The following is a 19,807-nucleotide window of genomic DNA, read 5'->3' as shown; positions in this document are numbered from 1 at the left end:
GCAACAAATATCGTACAATGGCTCCCTGGAGGAACGTACATGAACCGAGTGATGAGCCCATTGGATCGACTGTTGATCGGCGCCGACCGGGGTCTGAAAACCCTGGTGCGCGGCAGTGCCACGGCCCAACGCCCCAACCCGGCAAGCGGCCTGGCCCGCGACGACAGCCCAGCCCATCAGCGCCGCCTTGCCGCGGGACTGATGCGTGTCAACCACACCGGCGAAGTCTGTGCACAGGCCCTCTATCAAGGCCAGGCCTTGACCACCAACAACCCCCGCATCAAAGACAGCATGACCTCCGCCGCCGACGAGGAGATCGACCACCTCGCCTGGTGCGAGCAGCGCCTCGCTGAACTCGGCAGCCATACCAGCAGCCTGAACCCGCTGTTTTACGCTGGCTCCTTCGCCATTGGCGCCCTCGCCGGGGCGATCAGCGACCGTGTCAGTCTGGGTTTTGTCGCAGCAACGGAAGAACAGGTGTGCGAGCACTTGCGCGAGCACCTGAACACCCTCCCGAAGGAGGACGAAAAGTCCCGGGCGATACTGCGTCAAATGCTGGAAGACGAGGCCGCCCACGCCACACACGCACTGGAGGCCGGGGGCGTCGATTTTCCGCCGCCGGTCAAAAGAGCCATGACACTGCTTTCCAGAGTAATGACCAAGACCACCTTCCACCTGTAGGGTCGAACAGCAGCTCAGACCCTGCCGGCAATCGGCGGATGGTAAATCATTTGCACCACATTGCCGTCGGGATCAAAGCAGTAAAAACTGCGCGCGCCGTCCCGATGGGTTTTCGGTTGAGTCGTAATGCGCACCTGATGTGCCAGCAAATAATCGTGCCAGGCATCAACATCTTCCGGTGTCTTCAGAATAAAACCAATGTGATCCAGACGCTGCGCCGCGGGAGGCCGAGCCTCCCCTTTGTAGCGGTGCAACGCCAGGTTGTCGGCGCCTGAACACAGGTAGTAGTTATCCTCATCCGGCTGCCACTCAACCGCCATTCCCAGCAGCTCTACATAGAATTTGAGCGTGTCGTCAAAGTTCTCTACAAACAGGGCAATGTGGCGCAGGCCGCCGTGAGCGTTGGGTCGTTGCACAATGTCACTCCACTTCGACAATGTCATAGCTGTGGGTAATTGCAACACCCGCCTTTTCCATCATGATGGAGGCGGAGCAGTACTTTTCAGCGGACAGTTCCACCGCGCGTTTCACATGAGCTTCCTTGAGTTTTTTGCCGCTAACCACAAAACGCAGGTGAATCTTTTCAAACACCGCTGGCACGGCGTCAACTCGCTCAGCCTCCAGCTCGCAGCGGCAGTCCTGCACCTGCTGACGGGATTTCTGCAGCATGCTCATCACATCAAAGCTGGCGCAACCGCCCATGCCCAGCAACAGCATTTCCATGGGGCGCACGCCCATATTCCGGCCACCGTGATCTTCCGGCCCATCCATTACGACACTGTGGCCGCTCCCGGATTCGCCGAGGAACATTGCGCCGTCAACCCATTTAACTGTAGCTTTCATTTCAACCCCACTGCGATTCACAAAAACGCCGCAAGTTTAGCACAGCGTCCCCACTCAGGCTCGCCATTGGCGGTAAAGCGGGGCATACTAGGGCGGCCGCTGCGAGAGCGGCATATCGCCCATAACAGTTAATTAATCGAGAGACGATTCTGTGTTCCAAGCCCCAAAACCAGAAATACCAAAACTCGACGATTTCCTTGCCCACTGCCATCGCCGACGTCACCCGTCAAAGAGCACCTTGATTTATGCCGGCGACGACAGTGACGCGCTGTATTACATCATCGAGGGTTCCGTTACCGTTATTATCGAGGACGACGACGGACGTGAGATGATTGTCGCCTATCTTAACAAGGGCGATTTTTTTGGCGAAATGGGCGTATTTGACGAGACAATTCCGCCGACGCGCAGTGCCTGGGTAAAAAGCCGAACCGAGTGCGAAATTGCAGAAATCAGCTACAGCAAATTCCGCGAGCTGCGCGACCAATACCCCGATATTCTTCTTGCCCTGGGCAAGCAAATGGCCAAGCGCCTGCGCCTGACCACCCGCAAGGTTGGTGACCTGGCGTTTCTCGATGTAACCGGCCGTGTTGCCCACACCCTGTTGGATCTGTGCAAACAACCCGATGCAATGACCCACCCCGACGGTATGCAGATCAAGATTACCCGCCAGGAAATCGGCCGCATCGTCGGCTGCTCCCGTGAAATGGTGGGCCGTGTATTGAAGACCCTGGAAGAACAGGGGCTGGTCAATGTGAAGGGTAAGACTATGGTGGTCTACGGGACGCGCTAGACGCTAGACGCTAGACGCTAGACGCTAGACGCTAGACGCTAGACGCTAGACGCTAGAAAAAGTTTGTCCTTGAGCCGAAGTATGTCAAGTGTGACAAGCTGAAATATTATACTTTAACGCCGCTGCGGGAGGTTTGCGCGCCTTCACCCTCGCAGCTGGCGTCTCGCCTCACCTGGTTTCAAGCAGACTCGTCCTTCAGGCAAACATTTCTGCCAGCTTCTCACCCGGCTCCTCAGCTCGCATGAACGCCTCGCCGACCAGAAACGCATTGACCCCGTGCTCGCGCATGGCAGCAACGTCTTCGCGACGGTGAATGCCGCTTTCGGTCACCACAATATGCTGATCGCTGATGCTGTCGAGCAGGTCGTAGGTCGTGCTCAGGCTGGTATCGAAGTTGTGCAGGTTGCGGTTGTTGATGCCTATCAACCGATTGCCCAGAGGGAGGGTTCTGGCCAGTTCATCGGCGTTGTGTACTTCAATCAGCACATCCATTCCCAGCGCCTGGGCGATGGTGTTCAGCTCTGCCATTTTGCCGTCGCTCAGCGCGGCGGCGATCAGCAAAATACAGTCGGCGCCAATCGCGCGGGCCTCATATACCTGATAGGGGTCAACAATAAAATCCTTGCGGATTACCGGCAGGCTGCAAGCCTCCCGAGCCTGCTGCAAATAGGCTTCACTGCCCTGAAAAAAATCCGCATCGGTGAGTACCGACAGGCAGGTTGCCCCACCCTTTTCATAGCTGCAGGCGATCTCCGCTGGCTGAAAATGCTCGCGAATCACTCCCTTGGATGGCGAGGCTTTTTTCACTTCGGCAATCACCGCAGAGCGCCCGGCGGCGATATTATTGGCGATTGCCTGCACAAAACCCCGCACTGGGCTCGCAGTGATAATATCGTCCTGGAGCTGGCTCACTGAACGCTGTTTTTCCCGCTCGCCAACTTCTTCAAACTTACGCTCAATAATCCGTTCCAGTACCGTCGGCAAACTCATGCTGCGTATCTCACTCTTTCAACCCCTGGCTGAACGCCGCCAGCTCACCCATTTTTTCCAGCGCCTGGCCGCCGTGAATCACGTCTTCCGCCAGGCTGACTCCCAGTTTAAGGCTGCTTACCACCCCCGCGACATACAATGCCGCACCGGCGTTCAGGGCAACCATATCGGCGGCCTTGCGGCCTGCGTCGGTGGCACGTTCACCCAGCGCATCGCGAATCAGTGCCAGCGACTGCGCGCTATCCACCACATCCAGACCAATCAGACTCTGGCTGATCAGCCCAACATCTTCGGGGATCAGCTGATACTCCACGATGGCACCGTCGCGCAGCTCCGCCACCTTGGTCGGCGCAGCCAGACTGATTTCATCCAGGCCATCACCGGAGTGTACAACCAGCGCACGCTCGGCCCCCAGGCGCTGCAGCACCTCCGCCATAGGGCGGCACAATTCAGCGCTGAACACACCCAACAAGAGGTTTTTCACTCCGGCGGGATTGGTTAGCGGCCCGAGGATATTGAAAATGGTGCGCTGGCCAATTTCCCGGCGCGGCCCAATGGCGTGCCTCATGGCGCTGTGATGGTTGACCGCAAACATAAAACCAAGGCCGACCTCGCGAATACAACGCTCGACTTCGCCAGCGTCGATGTCCAGGCGAATCCCCGCGCTTTCCAGCAGGTCTGCGCTACCACTTTTCGAGGACACCGAGCGATTGCCGTGCTTGGCTACCCGTGCCCCCGCCGCCGCCGCAACAAAACTGCTCGCCGACGAAACATTGAACAGATTCGCCCCGTCGCCACCGGTGCCGACGATATCCACTACGTGGTCAAGACCGGAAATATCCACCGGGCTGGCGAGTTCACGCATTACCCGCGCGGCACCTTCGATTTCATCAATGGTTTCGCTTTTCATGCGCAGACCGATCAGAAACGCGCCAATCTGAGCGTCGCTACATTGCCCGGTCATCACGTCCCGCATCACCGCGATCATTTCCTCGGTGCTCAGATCCAATCGCTCCACCACTCGGCCGATCGCGCCCTTGATATCCATCGCCTGCTCGTTTGTGCTCATGGCTTACGCTCCAAAAAATTCCGCAGCAACTCGTGGCCCTGTTCCGACAGAATGGACTCCGGGTGAAACTGCACCCCCTCGACATCCAGACTGGTGTGGCGCACGCCCATTATTTCGTCCATGTCGCCGTGCTCATCCACCGTCCAGGCGGTAACCTCAAGGCAATCCGGCAGGCTGTTTTTATCGATCACCAGCGAGTGGTAACGGGTTGCCGTCAGCGGGTTGTTCAAGCCCTTGAACACCCCCACATCGCTGTGGTGCATCGCCGAGGTTTTGCCGTGCATCACCTGCCGCGCCCGCACGATCTGGCCGCCAAACACCTGGCCTATACTTTGATGTCCCAGACACACACCGAGAACCGGTATTTTCCCGGCAAAGGCCTCGATCGCAGCCATCGAAATACCCGCCTCATTCGGGGTACAGGGGCCAGGGGAAATCACCAGGTGACTGGGCGCCATCGCCTCTATTTCGGCAACACTGATCTCGTCGTTGCGCCGCACCACAACATCGGCACCCAACTCGGCAAGGTATTGCACCACGTTGTAGGTAAAGGAGTCGTAATTATCGATCATCAGTAACATCAGCGATCCTCCTGGTCAGCGTGGGCGGGCTGTACCATCGCCGCGGCACGAAACACCGCGCGAGCCTTATTCATGGTTTCCTTCCACTCCAGTCGCGGCTGGGAGTCAGCCACGATTCCGGCCCCCGCCTGAATATGCAGGCGATCATCTTTTATTACTGCGGTGCGGATGGCAATCGCCGTGTCCATATTGCCATTCCAGGACATATAACCGATGGCACCGCCGTAGACACCGCGCTTCACCGACTCCAGCTCATCAATAATTTCCATCGCCCGCACCTTCGGTGCACCGCTCAGGGTACCGGCGGGCAATGTTGCCCTGAGCACATCCATCGCACTGGTGCCCTCGCGCACCTGCGCGGTCACATTCGACACGATATGCATCACGTGGGAGTATCGCTCGACCACCATTTTGTCGCTGAGTACCACAGAGCCGGTCTGCGCAACCCGGCCGACATCATTACGCCCCAGATCAATCAGCATCAGATGCTCGGCAATTTCCTTGGGGTCGGCCAGCAGTTCGGCCTCCAGCGCCTGGTCTTCCTGCTCGGTGTGACCGCGACGACGGGTACCGGCGATTGGGCGCACGGTCACCTCACCATGCTCCAGGCGCGCCAGAATCTCCGGCGACGAGCCGACAATATGAAAGTCTTCCAGGTTGAGGAAGTACATATATGGCGACGGATTAAGGTGGCGCAGCGCTCGGTAGAAATTCAACGGCGACGCAGTGAAGGGAATACTCAGACGCTGGGATAACACCACTTGCATGGTATCGCCGGCGAGAACATATTCCCGTACCTTTTCCACCGCCTGCTTGAAGTTGTCTTCGCCAAAACTGGAGACAAAATCGGACTCCGCAATGCCTTCGGCGGCGAGATCAAGCTCGGGCAGGCGCACCACAGCCTCTCTCATCTGCGCCTCCAGCACATCGAGGCGGGCCTGGGCCTGCTGATAGGCATCGGCACTGGCCGGGTCAACATGGGTAATCAATTTGACGATACCCGACAGATTGTCGAACACCAGCACTTCTTCGGCGACCATCAACAGGATGTCCGGTGTGCCAATGACATCCTCAGGTGTGCTGGCCTGCAGTTTGCGCTCGACATAGCGCACGCTGTCGTAGGCGAAATACCCCACCAGTCCGCCGTAGAACGCGGGCAATTCCGGCAGGTCGGGCACCTGGTAACGAGCCTGAAAGGCCTCGACAAATGCCAGTGGATCATCGCAGTGATGTTCTTCCTGCAATTGGCCGTCGCGGTAGATGGCCACCTGATTACCGTTGGCACGCAGCACCGTGCGCGCGGGCAGACCAATAATTGAATAACGCCCCCATTTTTCACCGCCGTGAACCGATTCAAACAGGAAGCTATTGGGGCCATCAGCCAGTTTCAGATAGGCACTGACAGGGGTATCGAGGTCGGCAAGCACATCGCGGTAAACGGGGATACGCTGATAGTTGTGCTTGGCCAGTTCAGAAAATCGCTGGTCGTTCATGATGAATCCTTGGAATTAATCGATAGACAGAGAGCCGACCACAGGTCGGAAGCAACTTGGCTCTAGCCACGCCATCGACGGGTTTCAAGCGACCGGATTACACAGGCCCTGTACACCATTTCCTCGGACTCATCTTCACACGTTAAATCCCATTGTAACCGAGCAAGGAAATCGGCGAAACCATCAAAATACGCCGATTGCACCGCCGGGACTGTACAGCACAGCGGCCTTACTGGTAATTTCCCCGCTCATGCCCAGTCTCTATTCCATCGGCTATGCCACCAAAGCCCTCGAGGTGTTTATCGACCAGCTTCACACCCACGGTGTGACGGCGGTGGCCGATGTTCGCTCGGTGCCCTACAGCCCCGCCTTCCACGACTTCCACCGGGAACCGCTGGCAGCGGCATTAAAGCAGCACAATATTGCCTATGTGTACCTGGGCGAGGAGTTGGGCCCGCGCTCACCCCACCCCGCCCATTACAACGCTGACGGGCAAGTACAGTTCAGCCGCCTGCAAGCCGCCGACCATTTTCTGACCGGTGTTCAGCGGCTGTTCGCCGGGATGGACAAGGATTTTCGCATTGCCATGATGTGCGCGGAAAAGGATCCGGCAACCTGCCACCGCAGCCTGTTGATTGCCCATTTTCTGCTGCATCAACATGCCATCGACGTGGCCCATATACGCCACGACGGCGCCCTCGAAACCGAGACGGCATTGGAAGAAAGACTAATGAGCCTGACCGATATTCAGCCGGACATGCTGACCAGGCACTGCGACTGCCTGCCGCTGGCGTGGCAGGAACAGTGTCGGCGCTATGCCTATATCAAGCCCTGACCACCGCTCACACCAGGTCGGCAAAGTGGTCCACGAGGATATCCGGCTGCGCCGCGCTGACTGGCTCGCCATGGTTGTAGCCATAGCTGACACAGGCCACTGGCATGGCGATAGCGCGCGCCGCACCCACATCGTTGGCGGAATCCCCCACCATCACCACATTTTCCGGTGCCAGCCCCATCAGCTCGCAGGCGTGCTGCAAGGGCGCAGGATCGGGTTTGCGCTGAGGCAGGGTATCGCCGCCGACAACCACCGGCATATATTGGTCGATGGCAAATTCCCGCAAAATCGGGTGGGTAAAACGCTCGGGTTTATTGGTTACGCAGGCCAGTTTTAGTCCCAGTTGGGACCAATGTGCCAGCGCCTCGCGCACCCCGGGATAGAGCTGGCTGCGAGAGCTGCTGTCGCTGGCGTAGAAGTCGTAGAACGACTCCAACACCCGCTGGACCTCATGCTCCGGCGCAGCCTCCTCCGCCACCGACAGCGCCCAGGCAGTGGCCCGCTGGGCCAGTTTGGCCGCACCGTTGCCCACCCAACCGCGCACTCGCTCCACCCCCGCCGCCGCGAAACCACAGGCGAGCAGCGCTTCGTCCAGCGCCCAGGCGAGATCCGGCACACTGTCAACCAACGTGCCATCCAGATCAAACAGAATGCCCCGCAGGGTGTGTGGGGCGCGCAGCGCAGCCAGTCGGCTCATACAGAAGCCAGCTCCGCACGCATTTTGTCGATCACTTCGGTGTAGTCATCGGCGTTAAAAATGGCCGAACCGGCAACAAAGGTATCGGCCCCGGCTTCGGCGATTTCCGCTATGTTTTTCGCCGAGATGCCGCCGTCAACCTCAAGGCGAATATCGCGGCCGGAGGCGTCAATCAGCGCCCGTACTTCGCGCACTTTATCCAGAGTGTTGGGGATAAATTTCTGTCCGCCAAAGCCGGGGTTCACCGACATCAACAGCACCATATCCAGCTTGTCCATGACGTATTTCAGCACCTCCGGCCCCACTGCCGGGTTCAGCACCAGTCCCGCCTTGCAGCCCGCATCGCGAATCATCTGCAATGAGCGATCAACATGGGTAGACGCATCGGGGTGGAAAGTAATAATGCTGGCCCCCGCCTCGGCAAAGTCGCCAATCAGGCGATCGACCGGCGACACCATCAGATGAACATCAATAGGCGCCTTGATGCCGTGATTGCGCAGTGCCTTGCACACCATCGGCCCGATAGTGAGATTGGGCACGTAATGGTTGTCCATCACGTCAAAGTGCACCACATCAGCCCCGGCCGACAGAACGTTCTCCACCTCCTCACCAAGGCGAGCGAAATCAGCGGAAAGAATAGACGGTGCGATCCAGTAATCAGCCATGCTTGTATCCAGTAGTCAAAGTTAATAATGCGGTAGCGGTCGAACCGCTCAGTTTACGCCAAATTTCATTGTTTCTCAGCCGCGTAAATACCTATCGAGATTGCCGAGGCGCTCCGGCGTACCGATGTCCCACCACTGCCCCGAGTAATACTCCCCGGACAGACTGCCCTCGGCAAGGGCCTCGTCGAAGCGGGGTTTCATCGCCATACGTGCCACCGGCAGCCCGGCAAAACACCTCGGCTGCCAGACGCTGATGCCACTGAAGGTCAGTGCCGCATCGCCGCCGCGACACAGCCGCCCACCCTCGCCCAGGGAAAAGTCCCCAGCGGGGTTGTGGGGGGGATTATCAACCATTACCAAATGGGCCGAGTCCGGGCGACAGTCTTTCAAACGGGCAAAATCAAAATCCGTCCAGATGTCGCCGTTCACCAGCAGAAAGGGCTCCTCGCCGAGCAGGGGCAGGGCCTTGATAATCCCACCCGCCGTTTCCAGAGGCTCGCCCTCAACCGAGTGCAAAATGCGCAAACCATAGCGCTCACCATCGCCAAGATAGTCGGTGATCTGCTTCGACAACCAGGCGCTGTTCACCACCACCTCGGCAAAGCCGGCAGTAGCGAGCTTTTCCAGGTGGAAATCAATCAGGCACTTTCCCCCCGCACGCAGCAGCGGCTTGGGGCAGGTCTCGGTTAATGGCCGCATGCGCTCACCCAGACCCGCCGCCAAAATCATCGCCTTCACAACGCGACCTCGCGGTACCAGGACTGCTGCTCCGCGAGGGGCAACAGTCGCTGCTCAAACAAGGCGACGAAGGCCGCGCATTCGGGATATTGCCTCGCCACCGCCAAGGTGTAGGCGATCACCAGGGGGAGGTCGTTCAGATAGGTCGACTTGCCATCGCGCAACTGCAAGCGGGCGAAAATCCCCAGTACCTTGATGTGGCGCTGCAGGCCCATCCAGTCGAAATCCACCATAAAGGTGTCGGCGTCAGGCACCGCGACACCGGCGTCGGCCATCTTCCGACGGCATTCCAGCGCCCAATCCGCGACCTGTTGCCGGGGCCAGCTAACGTAACAATCGCGCAACAGTGACACCAGATCGTAGGTCAGCGGTCCGCGCAGGGCATCCTGAAAGTCGATCAGCCCGAGGCGACCCTCCGGCAGCAGCATAATATTCCGGCTATGGAAGTCCCGGTGCACAAAACCCTGGGGCTGAGCCTGCGCCCGTTGGCTCAGCGCATTGAACAATTCCGCCAGTATTCTGTACTCAGCGTCGTCCAGCTCATAGTTCAGCAAGCCTTTGACAAACCACTGGGGAAACAGCGCCATTTCATCAATCAGCCGCTGGTGGTCGTAGTCCGGCAATTGCCCGCTATCCACCGGCACTTGCTGCATGGCCACCAGACTGTCAAAGGCCACGCGATAGTATCGATCCGCCGCCGACACATCGGTCAACACCGGTCTCAGCAGACGATCGCCAAAATCCTCCTGCAGCAGAAAGCCGCGCTCCAGATCCCAGCCCAACAGCGCCGGCACGGGCAATTGCCGGGCGGCCATTAACTGCTGTACCGCGATAAAAGCCTCGTTGTTTTCCTTTTCAGGGGGGGCGTGAACGGCGATAAAGTGCATATCCCCCTCCAGACTCAGTCGGTAGTACTTGCGAAAGCTGGCATCCCCTGAAACCACACTGAAGTCAGCGGGGTGGGTGTCGGCAAGGCCCAGTTGAAGCAGGCTCCAGCGACGCAGTTCGGCAACGGCAGTATCAGTAGGTCGATTCATGAAGGCAGGAATTTCAGTCAATATCGCGGTGAAACGGGCATCCTAGCAGAGAATGCTTTATTATTCGCCTTCGTCGAAATTCGCCCATAAATTTGCACCCGATAGCCGATAAGAATGCCTGTGTTTCGCCCAATTCTAACGCTCGCTCTGAGTGCCGCCAGCCTGTATGCCGCAGCTGACAGCCCTGAACGCTGCGGCCCCGTAAGCGATGCTCAGCTGAATATCGACGCTGCCGAGTTGCCGCCCTACTACCGGCACTGGAACTGGGTGCCACAGGCCTATCTCCCCGCGCAGACCACCTGCGAACTTTCACCCGGATGCAACGGCCGCTTTGTGGAGCCGGCCCGGGACTGGAGTGGCGCCGATATTTCTCCTGACAAAGCGCCGCTGGTGGTCTCCGCTGACACCATTGAATCGCTCGGTGAAAACGCCACCATGAGCGGCGACGTGCAGCTGCGCAAGGGCAACCTCAGCCTCGATGCGGGTTATGCCCGCTACAATCGCAGCGACAGTACCATCCTGTTGCGCGACCGGGTGCAGCTGCGCCAACCCGGCTTTATGCTGCGCGGCGAGTTGGCCGAACTGGATACCAATCGCGGACTGGGCCGCCTTGAGCAGGCGGAAATTCTCAGCTACCAAACCGGCGCCCGGGGCGCAGCGGGGCGCATCGCCCGACCCAGCTTTGGCGTGTTTGAGCTGGAAGACGCCAGCTACACCCAGTGCACCCCCGACAATGAAACCTGGTCGCTCCACGCCGACACCATCGAGCTGGACTACGACAGCGGACGCGGGGTCGCCCGTGGCACCAGTATCCGCATCTACGATTACCCGGTGTTCTATACCCCGTACCTGAATTTTCCGGTCGATGACCGCCGCGCCACCGGCTTCCTGTTCCCCACCTTCGGACTGTCCGACGGCCGAGTGGACATCGCCGTACCCTACTACTTCAATCTGGCCCCCAATTACGATCTGACCCTGACCCCCCGCTTTGTCGAACAGCGCGGCGAAGCACTTGGCTCGGAATTTCGCTACCTCAACCCCTACTCGGAGTGGGCACTGACCTCCAGCTACTTACCCAATGACCAACGCGAAGACGACGACCGCTGGCTGCTGGGATTGAGTGAAGAGGGTTATATCGACGACCACTGGCACACCTATATCGATTACACCAAGGTGAGCGACGACGACTACTTTAACGACCTTGGCCTGGCCAACCTCGCGGTCAAACGCAGCACCCACCTCAACCAACAGGCGGAGCTGCGCTACTTTTCCGATAACTGGAGCGGCAAATTCGAGGTGCAGCAATACCAGACCATTGCCGCCGTTGAAGACCCCTATCAGAAACTGCCCCAGCTGAGTTTCACCTACCAGTCACCGGCGCGAAACTTCCAGTTCGAACCCTCAATGGAGTTTGAATACAGTCGCTTCGACCACCGCGACGCCATCCGCGACGGTGGCACCAAAGTGACCGGCGAACGGTTTTACGGCACGGTTGGTGCCAGCCTGCCCATGCGCTGGCGCTGGGGCTTTATCGAACCGGCACTGAAATCTCGCCACGTCGCCTACCAACTGGAATACGACAACCAGCCCGGCATGGACGAAACTCCGTCCGCCAACAGCAATCAGTTCAGCGTGGATGCTGGCCTGTTCTTTGAGCGCGCGCTGGACGTCAACGACACCAGCCTCACCCAGACCCTGGAGCCGCGCATTTTCTATCGCAGCGCCGAGTACGCCGACCAGAGCGACCACCCGGACTTCGACAGCGCCGCACTGACCTTTACCTACCAACAGCTGTTTCGCGACACCCGCTTCACCGGCCACGACCGCTTGGGTGACGCCGACCAGCTGGCACTGGGGGTCAGCAGCCGCTTTCTGAACAACGACCAAGGACGAGAGTTTCTCAACCTCAGCCTCGGTCAGCTGTACTACTTTGAAGACGGCCGCGTGCAGCTGCCCGGCGATGAGGAGCGCAAATCCAGCAACTCGGATATCGCTGCACAAATGCGCCTGCTGCCGACTGACGACCACAGCATTAATACTGACCTGCTGTTCGACGCCCGTCACGGCAACCTCAACCAGACCAATTTGAGCTACCATCGACGCAGCGACAATGGCATGCTGCTCAACCTCGGCTACAGTTTTCGCCGTGAGGGCAACCAGTTTGGCGGCCTGGAGCGAGACGTTCAACAAGCGGACGCCTCGGTGTCAATGCCGCTGAATAACCAGTGGCATCTGTTTGCCAAAACCCAGTACGATATCGACGAAAACCGACCGCTGGAAAACCTGATCGGCGCGGAGTACCAGAACTGCTGCTGGCTGACCCGCTTTGTTTTCCAGCAGGCACTGGAACCCGATGACGATACCGAGTCTAATATCAGCGACACAAAAACCAACTCGGCAGTGTTGATAGAATTCCAACTCAAAGGCCTGGGCGGGCTCGGAACAGCCGTCTCAAGCGTTCTTCAAGAAAGCATTTTTGGTTACCAAGCAAATGATTAAATTCCCCAAGCACATCCTCTTCGCACTGGCGACATGCCTGCTGAGCCTCGGTACCCAGGCCGAGACCCAATGGCTGGATCGCATTGCCGCCATTGTCGACGAAGACATTATTCTCGCCAGTGAGTTGCAAGCCAGGGTGGAAACCGTCAAAGGCAATATCGCCCGCTCCGGTCAACAGGGCCCCGAAGAAGAACAACTGCGCAAGGAAGTTCTCGACCTGCTGATTCTTGAAAGCATTCAAATGCAAATGGCCAACCGTGTGGGCCTGCGCATAGATGACGAGCAGCTGAACGAGTCGGTCAGCCGGGTCGCCGCCAAAAACAATATGACGCTGTCGCAGTTTCGCCAGGCCCTGCTCGACAGCGGCGCCTCCTACCGCGCGGTGCGCGAACAAATCCGCCGCGAAATGATTCTGCAGCGGGTACAAATGGGCAATGTTAACCAACGCATCCAAATCAGCGACCAGGAGGTGAAAAATTACCTGGAGTCGGAAGAGGGCCGCGCCCGCACAGCACCCGAATATCATTTTGCCCACGTACTGATTCCGGTGGACTCCGACGCCAGTGAGAGCGAGCGCGCCAAGGCCGAGCAAAAAGCCCTCGCGATCCGTGCACGACTGAAACGGGGCGACAAATACAGCGCCATTACCACCCCCGGCGTTGACACCAGCGACCTCGGCTGGCGCCGGGAAACCGACCTGCCCTCGCTGTTCGCCAAGGTCGCCCCCACCATGCGCGACGGTGACGTCTCTGAGCCATTGAAAAGCGCCAGTGGTTTCCATGTTATCCAGCTGCTGGAAAGCCGTGGCCTTAACGAACTGGTCGCACAAACCCGCGCCAGCCATATTCTGCTCAAACCCTCGGCGATTCGCAGCGAAGCCGAAACCCGTGCACTGGCGGAAAAACTGCGCCGCCGAGCGTTGAACGGCGAATCCTTCCGCGATCTGGCGAAGGAGTACTCCGAGGACATCGGCTCCGCCCAGGAAGGCGGCGACCTGGGCTGGACCTCACCCGGCCAGCTGGTACCGGAATTCCAGGAAGCGATGGATAACGCCGACATTGGCACCATCACCGAGCCGGTTCAGTCAGCCTATGGCTGGCACATCATTAAAGTGGTAGAGCGCCGGCAGCACGACGTCAGCGACCAGCTCCGTGAGCGCATGGCGCGCAATGTGCTTCACGAACGCAAATACCAGGACGAGCTCGACATCTGGCTGCGCAAAATTCGCAGCGAAGCCTATGTCGATATCAAAATTTAAGTAATGACACCGCGCATTGCCGTGACGCCGGGGGAGCCCGCCGGCGTAGGCCCTGAACTACTGGTACAACTGGCCCAACAGCAGCACCCCGCCGAACTGGTCGCCGTTGCCGACCCGCAACTGCTGCAACAACGGGCGACCGCACTGAACCTGCCGCTTATTCTTGAGCCCTTCGACGTCTCCCTGCCGCCGTCCCCCTCGGCGCCGGGGTCACTGAAAGTGCTCCACCAGAAGCTGGCAAGCCCTGCACAGCCTGGCAAACTCGACACCGCCAACGCCCACTATGTGCTCGACTGCCTGCGCAGCGCCACCGACGCCTGCCTGAGTGGCGACTGCAACGCCATGCTTACCGGCCCAGTGCAGAAATCTGTTATCAACGACGCCGGCATTCCCTTCAGCGGCCATACCGAGTTTCTCGCCGAGCGCTGCGGTGTCGACAAAGTCGTGATGATGCTGGCCAGCGACAAAATGCGGGTGGCCCTGGTCACCACCCATATTCCGCTGAGCGCCGTACCGACGGCCATTACCCATACAAGTCTGAATCGCACCCTGCAAATTCTGCAGGGCGAATTGCAACAGCGCTTTGGCCTGCCACAACCGCGCATCATGGTGCTCGGCCTCAACCCCCACGCCGGCGAAGGCGGTCATATGGGGCGGGAAGAAATCGACGTTATCATCCCCTGTCTTAACGCCCTGCGCGAGCAGGGCATGACACTGATCGGCCCCCTCCCCGCCGACACGGCATTTACGCCCAGACACCTGGATCAGTGCGACGCTGTGCTGGCCATGTACCACGACCAGGGCTTGCCAGTACTTAAATACCAGAGCTTTGGTCAGGGCATTAATATCACCCTTGGCCTGCCGATCATTCGCACTTCCGTGGATCACGGCACTGCCCTCGACCTCGCCGGCAGTGGCCGCGCCGACGTCGGCAGCATGTTGACTGCCCTGAACGCCGCCATCTCCATGGCCAACCACAGCCGGAATTAATCGCTATGACGCAACAGCACCGGGCGCGCAAGCGCTTTGGCCAGAATTTTCTGCACGATCAGGGCATTATCAGCCGAATCGTTCGAGCCATTGGCCCCCGCCCCGACCAGCGCTTGCTGGAGATCGGCCCCGGCCAGGGCGCGATTACCAGCGAGCTGGTAGACAGCGGCTGTCACCTGGACGTTATTGAACTGGACCGGGATCTGCTGCCGATTCTGATGGATAAATTTGGCGACCAGGACAATTTCCACCTGCACGAGGGCGATGCCCTGAAGTTCGATATTCCCGCCCTGGCCGGAGACAATCGCTTGCGGGTGGTCGGCAACTTGCCTTACAACATCTCGACCCCGCTGATTTTTCACCTGCTATCTGCTCACCAGTGCATCGACGACATGCACTTTATGCTGCAAAAGGAAGTGGTAGACCGCCTCGCCGCACAACCCGGCAGCAAAACCTATGGCCGCCTGGGCATCATGGCCCAGTACTACTGCCATATCGACGCACTTTTCGAGGTACCGCCGGAGTGCTTTTCACCACGACCCAAGGTGCAGTCCGCCATCGTCAGGCTGACACCCCACCGCGAGCTGCCCTGCCCCGCCGACAACGTCACGGTATTGCAGAATATTCTGCGCGAAGCCTTTAACCAGCGCCGAAAAACCTTGCGTAACACATTGAAGAGCGTAATCTCTGCCGATCAAATCGATGCGCTTGGCATCGACTCCGGCAGCCGCCCGGAACGGCTCAGCCTGGCGGAGTTTGTACAGATTGCCAATCATGTACACCACACAGCAACACAGTAAGCCAGCAATCAGGATTCCAATGCCCAATACAGCTCCAGTAGACATCACGGTGGAAACCCAATACCTGCCAGAACAGAGTGACCCCGCCGAAGCGCGCTATGCCTTTGCCTACACCATCGACATTCGCAATACCGGCGACGAGGCCGTGCGCCTGCTCAGCCGTCACTGGATTATCACCGACGGCGACAACAACGTGCAGGAAGTTCAGGGCGAAGGCGTCATTGGTAAACAGCCACTGATTGAGCCCGGCGAATCCTTTACTTATACCTCAGGCGCCGTGATCGCGACCGCCGTGGGCACTATGGAGGGCAGCTACGAAATGATTACCGCCGCCGGTCGGCCATTTATTGCACCCATCGGGGTCTTCTCGCTGGTGCTGCCTTCGGCCCTCCACTGACCGACAATGACACGTTACGCCGTCGGCGACTTACAGGGCTGCCTCAAGCCCCTGCAGTGCCTGTTAAACGAGGTTGAGTTTGACCACGCCCGCGATCAGCTGTGGCTGGTGGGCGACCTGGTCAATCGCGGCCCCGACTCCCTCGACACCCTGCGCTTTCTCTACCGTATCCGCGACAGCCTGCGCATTACGCTCGGCAACCACGACCTGCACTGCATTGCCCTGGCTCGGGGCTACACCCAACGCGGCCGCCACCCGACCCTGGAAGCCCTGCTGAATGCCCCGGATTGCGACGAATTAATGGATTGGTTGCAGCAGCAGGCACTGGTGCTGCGCACCGACGACGGCCGCTATCTTATGAGCCACGCCGGCATCCCGCCCCACTGGTCCAGCGACAAGGCACTGGCCTTGAGTCGCGAAGTCGAAGAGGCCCTGCGCAGCGAACACAGCGCGGATTTTTTCCGCGAGATGTATGGCAACACTCCACTGCGCTGGCAAGACGAGCTGGAGGGCAATGAGCGCCTGCGCTGCATCACCAACCACCTGACCCGCATGCGTATTTGCGCGGCAGATGGGAAACTCGAACTGGCGTTCAAATCAGGCCTCGCGACCATCCCTGCGGGCTATCGCCCCTGGTTCCAGTGGCCAACCGCCCAGCCACGCCGGGAGAAACTGCTGTTCGGGCACTGGGCAGCCCTGGAGTGCCGCACCGGGCGCGAGGATATTATCGCCCTCGACAGCGGCTGTGTGTGGGGGCGTCACATGACCCTGTTCAATATGGACAGTGGCGAGAAACATCGCTGCGACTGCGCCTGAATACCCGCCATCAACTCCGCCCTCTCGAAGAGTCGCCATCGAGTCGCGTATACTCTCCGTTCGCCCGAAACCTCTGACAAGCGGAGCTCCATGCAGATTTATTTAGTCGGCGGCGCGGTCCGCGACGAACTTCTTGGCTACCCCTTTCACGAGCACGACTGGCTGGTGGTTGGCGCTCGCCCCGAGGAACTGCTCGACCAGGGCTTCCAGCAGGTGGGCAAGGACTTTCCTGTCTTTCTCCACCCCGATAGCAAGGACGAGTACGCCCTCGCCCGGCGGGAACGCAAGTCCGGCAAAGGCTACCACGGCTTTGTCTGCGATTTCGGCCCGGAAGTCACCGTGGAAGAAGATCTGCTGCGCCGCGACCTGACCATCAACGCCATCGCCAAATCCGCCGATGGCCGCTACATCGACCCCTACGGCGGGCGCGAAGACCTGAACCAGCGCCTGTTGCGCCATGTGTCGCCGGCATTTCAGGAAGACCCACTGCGCGTACTCAGGGTCGCCCGCTTCGCCGCCCGCTACGCCCACCTGGGTTTTCGCGTCGCCGACGAAACCCTGGCGCTAATGACCCGCATGTCACTCAGCGGTGAACTGACCACCCTCAGTCCCGAACGCATCGGCACGGAGCTGTACAAGGCGCTGAGCGAGCGCCATCCGAGTGAATTCTTTCGCGTATTGATGCGCTGCCAGGCCCTGCCTGCCCTCTACCCGAACTGGGCAGAGCAGCTCGATGAGCCCTTGCTGCAACTGCTCGACAGGGCCTCTGCGGAAAGCCTCACCCTGGATCAACGCTTTGCACTGAGTTGCAGTACCCTGAGTGGCACACACTGCGCCGAGCTGTGTGAGCGACTCAAGGCCAATAAAGCAGCCAGCCTGCTCGCCGTTCGCTGCGCCGAACTACTGCCTTTACCCGAGCCACCGGAGTGGTTGGCGCTACTGGAAAAACTGGACTACCTACGCCGGCCGGAGCAGCTTGAGGGCTTTGTCGCCGTCGCCACGCTGAGGGGAGCCAACGCTGACCAGCTGCAACGCCTGCAGCGCGCCGCGACTGCCATGGGCCAGATTAATGCGGCGGAACTCTCGGCGGAGGGATTGAGCGGCCCGGCCTTGGGCAAGGCTCTGCGCGAGCGACGCCGGGCCTGCCTGGAAGAAATGATGCAGGCGGCAGATTAGCCGCTCCGCTCACCCCGTTCGATCACTATGCCCACATCGTCGGCATAGTGCAGCGCACCTGGTTTGCTGAGCCTCAGGCGCAGCCAGGGCACGGAAAACTCCCGCAGAATCAATTCAGCACAGCGCTCCGCCAGGGTTTCCACCAGCAGAAACTCGCTGGCGCGCACAAAGTCGAACAGGCGTTCGCTGATCGCCTGATAGTCGAGGGTCAAGGTAATGTCTTCGCTGGCAGCCGCGGCGCGAATGTCGTAGCCAAGCTCCAGGTCGAGCACGACCGTTTGCCGGTGTTCGCGCTCGAAATCGTGAATGCCAATCAGCGTATCGATGCGCAGGCCACGCACATAGACAATATCCATCGCCGCCTTCATTCCGCAGCTCCCCCATTACCCTGTAAGTCAGCCAGCTCATCCATCGGCCAGCGCGGACGCACCTGCACCGCAAGCCCCTCACTCTGCCCGGCCAACAGTCGCTGACAACCCGCGTAGGCAATCATCGCGCCATTATCGGTACAGAAGGCCTGACGGGCATAGAATACCCGCGCGGAGATGGTCGCCAGCCGCTGCTCTAGCCGCGTCCGCAGGGCGCGATTGGCGCTCACGCCACCGGCAATGACCAACGATTTCAGCTGCTCCTGCTTCAAGGCCCGCAGGCACTTGATCGTCAGCGTATCCACCACGGCTTCCTGGAAGGCTGCAGCGATGTCATTGCGATCGGTCTCGGCCAATACCCCATCACCCCGACATTCCGCCACGGTGTTCATGGTGTAGGTTTTCAAACCACTGAAACTGAAATCCAGCCCAGGGCGATTCACCATCGGCCGGGGAAAGGTGAACCGGGACACATCACCGGACTCTGCCGCCAGCGCCAGCTGGGGGCCACCGGGGTAGCCCAGATTGAGCATTTTTGCCGCCTTGTCGAAGGCTTCACCTGCCGCATCGTCCAGCGATTCGCCCAGCATTCGGTATTGGCCAATACCATCGACCCGCACCAACTGGGTGTGGCCACCGGACACCAGCAAGGCAATAAAGGGAAATTCAGGGGGATTGCCTTCCAGCATGGGCGCCAGCAAATGACCTTCCATATGATGAACGGCGAGCGCCGGCACCCCCCAGCCATAGGCCATTGCCCGGCCTGCGCAGGCCCCCACCATCAGCGCCCCGGCCAGCCCCGGCCCGGCGGTGTAGGCAACGCCGTCGAGGTCGCTGCCCTGCAGCTGCGCCTTGGCCAGCACCTCGCGGATCAGCGGCAATAATTTGCGCACATGGTCGCGGGACGCCAGCTCTGGCACCACGCCGCCGTAGTCCGCATGCAGGGCCACCTGGCTGTACAGGGCGTCAGCCAGCAAGCCACGCTCGCTGTCATAGATAGCCACCCCCGTCTCATCGCAGGAGCTTTCCAGTCCCAATACCCGCAAAACACTGTTCCCGAAGCGAAATTAGCGCGCATGATACT

Annotated in this window: 22 protein-coding genes; 10 read left to right on the top strand and 12 right to left on the bottom strand. The window is 59.5% G+C overall.

The genetic code is table 11. From position 1 onward, the window contains the following. Positions 1-39: 39 nt before the first annotated feature. Positions 40-681 carry a 2-polyprenyl-3-methyl-6-methoxy-1,4-benzoquinone monooxygenase gene (gene coq7, locus HCU74_RS04300; RefSeq protein WP_168449198.1) on the top strand — a complete coding sequence of 214 codons (642 nt, stop codon included), beginning with the start codon at positions 40-42 and terminating at the stop codon, positions 679-681. A 14-nt stretch (positions 682-695) separates the two neighbouring features. On the opposite strand, the gene HCU74_RS04295 is transcribed toward coq7, so the two are convergent. Together HCU74_RS04295 and HCU74_RS04290 are read right to left on the bottom strand one after the other, a co-directional pair. Next, positions 696-1,097, bottom strand: coding sequence for a VOC family protein (locus tag HCU74_RS04295; protein WP_168449197.1), 402 nt, complete (start codon positions 1,095-1,097; stop codon positions 696-698). A gap of 4 nt (positions 1,098-1,101) precedes the next feature. Then, positions 1,102-1,524 carry an OsmC family protein gene (locus tag HCU74_RS04290; RefSeq protein ID WP_168449196.1) on the bottom strand — a complete coding sequence of 141 codons (423 nt, stop codon included), beginning with the start codon at positions 1,522-1,524 and terminating at the stop codon, positions 1,102-1,104. 151 nt (positions 1,525-1,675) lie between these two features. On the opposite strand from HCU74_RS04290, the gene crp reads away from it, so the two are divergent. Further along, positions 1,676-2,314 carry a cAMP-activated global transcriptional regulator CRP gene (crp, locus tag HCU74_RS04285; RefSeq protein WP_168449195.1) on the top strand — a complete coding sequence of 213 codons (639 nt, stop codon included), beginning with the start codon at positions 1,676-1,678 and terminating at the stop codon, positions 2,312-2,314. A 195-nt stretch (positions 2,315-2,509) separates the two neighbouring features. Here the strand turns inward: crp and trpC are convergent, their stop codons facing one another. The 4 genes from trpC to trpE are packed head-to-tail and all read right to left on the bottom strand — an operon-like array spanning position 2,510 to position 6,447. Beyond that, complete coding sequence (trpC, locus tag HCU74_RS04280) at positions 2,510-3,304, bottom strand: indole-3-glycerol phosphate synthase TrpC (protein WP_168449194.1); 795 nt, start codon at positions 3,302-3,304, stop codon at positions 2,510-2,512. A 10-nt stretch (positions 3,305-3,314) separates the two neighbouring features. After that, entirely contained in the window at positions 3,315-4,352 is a 1,038-nt protein-coding gene (trpD, locus tag HCU74_RS04275) for an anthranilate phosphoribosyltransferase (RefSeq protein WP_168450013.1), read from the bottom strand. Positions 4,353-4,369: 17 nt separating this feature from the next. After that, positions 4,370-4,954: an aminodeoxychorismate/anthranilate synthase component II gene (locus HCU74_RS04270; RefSeq protein WP_168449193.1), complete on the bottom strand. Its 585-nt coding sequence runs from the start codon at positions 4,952-4,954 to the stop codon at positions 4,370-4,372. Then, positions 4,954-6,447, bottom strand: a complete 1,494-nt coding sequence (gene trpE / locus HCU74_RS04265) for an anthranilate synthase component I (protein WP_168449192.1) — start codon at positions 6,445-6,447, stop codon at positions 4,954-4,956. Before trpE ends, HCU74_RS04270 begins: the two co-directional genes overlap by 1 nt. Positions 6,448-6,697: 250 nt before the next feature. Here trpE and HCU74_RS04260 point away from each other — a divergent pair, with 250 nt between their 5' ends. Further along, positions 6,698-7,282, top strand: coding sequence for a DUF488 domain-containing protein (locus tag HCU74_RS04260; RefSeq protein ID WP_168449191.1), 585 nt, complete (start codon positions 6,698-6,700; stop codon positions 7,280-7,282). A gap of 7 nt (positions 7,283-7,289) precedes the next feature. Here HCU74_RS04260 and HCU74_RS04255 read toward each other — a convergent pair whose 3' ends face one another. The 4 genes from HCU74_RS04255 to HCU74_RS04240 all read right to left on the bottom strand — a co-directional run bounded on the left by HCU74_RS04255 (position 7,290) and on the right by HCU74_RS04240 (position 10,419). Next, the gene (locus HCU74_RS04255) at positions 7,290-7,979 is read right to left on the bottom strand and encodes a phosphoglycolate phosphatase (RefSeq protein ID WP_168449190.1); all 690 of its coding nucleotides are present in this window, start codon (positions 7,977-7,979) and stop codon (positions 7,290-7,292) included. Then, positions 7,976-8,644, bottom strand: coding sequence for a ribulose-phosphate 3-epimerase (gene rpe, locus HCU74_RS04250; protein ID WP_168449189.1), 669 nt, complete (start codon positions 8,642-8,644; stop codon positions 7,976-7,978). Before rpe ends, HCU74_RS04255 begins: the two co-directional genes overlap by 4 nt. A gap of 75 nt (positions 8,645-8,719) precedes the next feature. Next, positions 8,720-9,373 (bottom strand): N-acetylmuramate alpha-1-phosphate uridylyltransferase MurU, encoded by a 654-nt coding sequence (gene murU / locus HCU74_RS04245; RefSeq protein WP_210425160.1) that lies wholly within the window; start codon positions 9,371-9,373, stop codon positions 8,720-8,722. Between the two features lie 5 nt (positions 9,374-9,378). Further along, positions 9,379-10,419: an aminoglycoside phosphotransferase family protein gene (locus tag HCU74_RS04240; protein ID WP_168449187.1), complete on the bottom strand. Its 1,041-nt coding sequence runs from the start codon at positions 10,417-10,419 to the stop codon at positions 9,379-9,381. Between the two features lie 120 nt (positions 10,420-10,539). Between HCU74_RS04240 and HCU74_RS04235 the strand changes: the two genes are divergently transcribed. From HCU74_RS04235 to HCU74_RS20165, 7 genes are all read left to right on the top strand, one after another. After that, complete coding sequence (locus tag HCU74_RS04235) at positions 10,540-12,918, top strand: LPS assembly protein LptD (RefSeq protein ID WP_168449186.1); 2,379 nt, start codon at positions 10,540-10,542, stop codon at positions 12,916-12,918. Then, a complete protein-coding gene (locus tag HCU74_RS04230) occupies positions 12,911-14,176 on the top strand; it encodes a peptidylprolyl isomerase (protein ID WP_168449185.1) in 1,266 nt (421 codons plus the stop codon). The genes HCU74_RS04235 and HCU74_RS04230 overlap by 8 nt, the downstream gene beginning before the upstream one ends. Before the next feature lie 3 nt (positions 14,177-14,179). Continuing rightward, positions 14,180-15,166 carry a 4-hydroxythreonine-4-phosphate dehydrogenase PdxA gene (gene pdxA / locus HCU74_RS04225; protein ID WP_168449184.1) on the top strand — a complete coding sequence of 329 codons (987 nt, stop codon included), beginning with the start codon at positions 14,180-14,182 and terminating at the stop codon, positions 15,164-15,166. A 5-nt stretch (positions 15,167-15,171) separates the two neighbouring features. Next, positions 15,172-15,966, top strand: a complete 795-nt coding sequence (gene rsmA / locus HCU74_RS04220; RefSeq protein ID WP_210425116.1) for a 16S rRNA (adenine(1518)-N(6)/adenine(1519)-N(6))-dimethyltransferase RsmA — start codon at positions 15,172-15,174, stop codon at positions 15,964-15,966. A gap of 19 nt (positions 15,967-15,985) precedes the next feature. Then, positions 15,986-16,363: a Co2+/Mg2+ efflux protein ApaG gene (gene apaG / locus HCU74_RS04215; RefSeq protein WP_168449183.1), complete on the top strand. Its 378-nt coding sequence runs from the start codon at positions 15,986-15,988 to the stop codon at positions 16,361-16,363. Positions 16,364-16,369: 6 nt separating this feature from the next. Next, positions 16,370-17,179: a symmetrical bis(5'-nucleosyl)-tetraphosphatase gene (locus tag HCU74_RS04210; RefSeq protein ID WP_168449182.1), complete on the top strand. Its 810-nt coding sequence runs from the start codon at positions 16,370-16,372 to the stop codon at positions 17,177-17,179. 90 nt (positions 17,180-17,269) lie between these two features. Then, the gene (locus HCU74_RS20165) at positions 17,270-18,355 is read left to right on the top strand and encodes a tRNA nucleotidyltransferase/poly(A) polymerase-related protein (protein ID WP_168449181.1); all 1,086 of its coding nucleotides are present in this window, start codon (positions 17,270-17,272) and stop codon (positions 18,353-18,355) included. Here HCU74_RS20165 and folB read toward each other — a convergent pair. Next, positions 18,352-18,711, bottom strand: a complete 360-nt coding sequence (folB, locus tag HCU74_RS04200) for a dihydroneopterin aldolase (protein ID WP_168450011.1) — start codon at positions 18,709-18,711, stop codon at positions 18,352-18,354. The two genes, HCU74_RS20165 and folB, sit on opposite strands and share 4 nt — an antisense overlap. Positions 18,712-18,719: 8 nt before the next feature. Further along, a complete protein-coding gene (gene tsaD, locus HCU74_RS04195; RefSeq protein WP_168449180.1) occupies positions 18,720-19,769 on the bottom strand; it encodes a tRNA (adenosine(37)-N6)-threonylcarbamoyltransferase complex transferase subunit TsaD in 1,050 nt (349 codons plus the stop codon). Positions 19,770-19,807: the final 38 nt, after the last annotated feature.

The sequence above is a fragment of the Spongiibacter thalassae genome, from assembly GCF_012272835.1.
GTDB lineage: Bacteria > Pseudomonadota > Gammaproteobacteria > Pseudomonadales > Spongiibacteraceae > Spongiibacter > Spongiibacter thalassae.
The sequence above is the reverse complement of the archived record's forward strand: the minus strand, read 5'-3'. Positions and strand labels throughout refer to the sequence as shown.

Coding starts and splice junctions, on each gene's coding strand:
- HCU74_RS04290 (WP_168449196.1), bottom strand. CDS start 1,524: ATGAAAGCTACAGTTAAATGGGTTGACGGCGCAATGTTCCTCGGCGAA.
- rsmA (WP_210425116.1), top strand. CDS start 15,172: ATGACGCAACAGCACCGGGCGCGCAAGCGCTTTGGCCAGAATTTTCTG.
- HCU74_RS04210 (WP_168449182.1), top strand. CDS start 16,370: ATGACACGTTACGCCGTCGGCGACTTACAGGGCTGCCTCAAGCCCCTG.
- HCU74_RS20165 (WP_168449181.1), top strand. CDS start 17,270: ATGCAGATTTATTTAGTCGGCGGCGCGGTCCGCGACGAACTTCTTGGC.
- apaG (WP_168449183.1), top strand. CDS start 15,986: ATGCCCAATACAGCTCCAGTAGACATCACGGTGGAAACCCAATACCTG.
- trpC (WP_168449194.1), bottom strand. CDS start 3,304: ATGAGTTTGCCGACGGTACTGGAACGGATTATTGAGCGTAAGTTTGAA.
- trpD (WP_168450013.1), bottom strand. CDS start 4,352: ATGGATATCAAGGGCGCGATCGGCCGAGTGGTGGAGCGATTGGATCTG.
- HCU74_RS04260 (WP_168449191.1), top strand. CDS start 6,698: ATGCCCAGTCTCTATTCCATCGGCTATGCCACCAAAGCCCTCGAGGTG.
- trpE (WP_168449192.1), bottom strand. CDS start 6,447: ATGAACGACCAGCGATTTTCTGAACTGGCCAAGCACAACTATCAGCGT.
- HCU74_RS04255 (WP_168449190.1), bottom strand. CDS start 7,979: ATGAGCCGACTGGCTGCGCTGCGCGCCCCACACACCCTGCGGGGCATT.
- murU (WP_210425160.1), bottom strand. CDS start 9,373: ATGATTTTGGCGGCGGGTCTGGGTGAGCGCATGCGGCCATTAACCGAG.
- HCU74_RS04270 (WP_168449193.1), bottom strand. CDS start 4,954: ATGTTACTGATGATCGATAATTACGACTCCTTTACCTACAACGTGGTG.
- coq7 (WP_168449198.1), top strand. CDS start 40: ATGAACCGAGTGATGAGCCCATTGGATCGACTGTTGATCGGCGCCGAC.
- pdxA (WP_168449184.1), top strand. CDS start 14,180: ATGACACCGCGCATTGCCGTGACGCCGGGGGAGCCCGCCGGCGTAGGC.
- HCU74_RS04240 (WP_168449187.1), bottom strand. CDS start 10,419: ATGAATCGACCTACTGATACTGCCGTTGCCGAACTGCGTCGCTGGAGC.
- folB (WP_168450011.1), bottom strand. CDS start 18,711: ATGGATATTGTCTATGTGCGTGGCCTGCGCATCGATACGCTGATTGGC.
- rpe (WP_168449189.1), bottom strand. CDS start 8,644: ATGGCTGATTACTGGATCGCACCGTCTATTCTTTCCGCTGATTTCGCT.
- HCU74_RS04230 (WP_168449185.1), top strand. CDS start 12,911: ATGATTAAATTCCCCAAGCACATCCTCTTCGCACTGGCGACATGCCTG.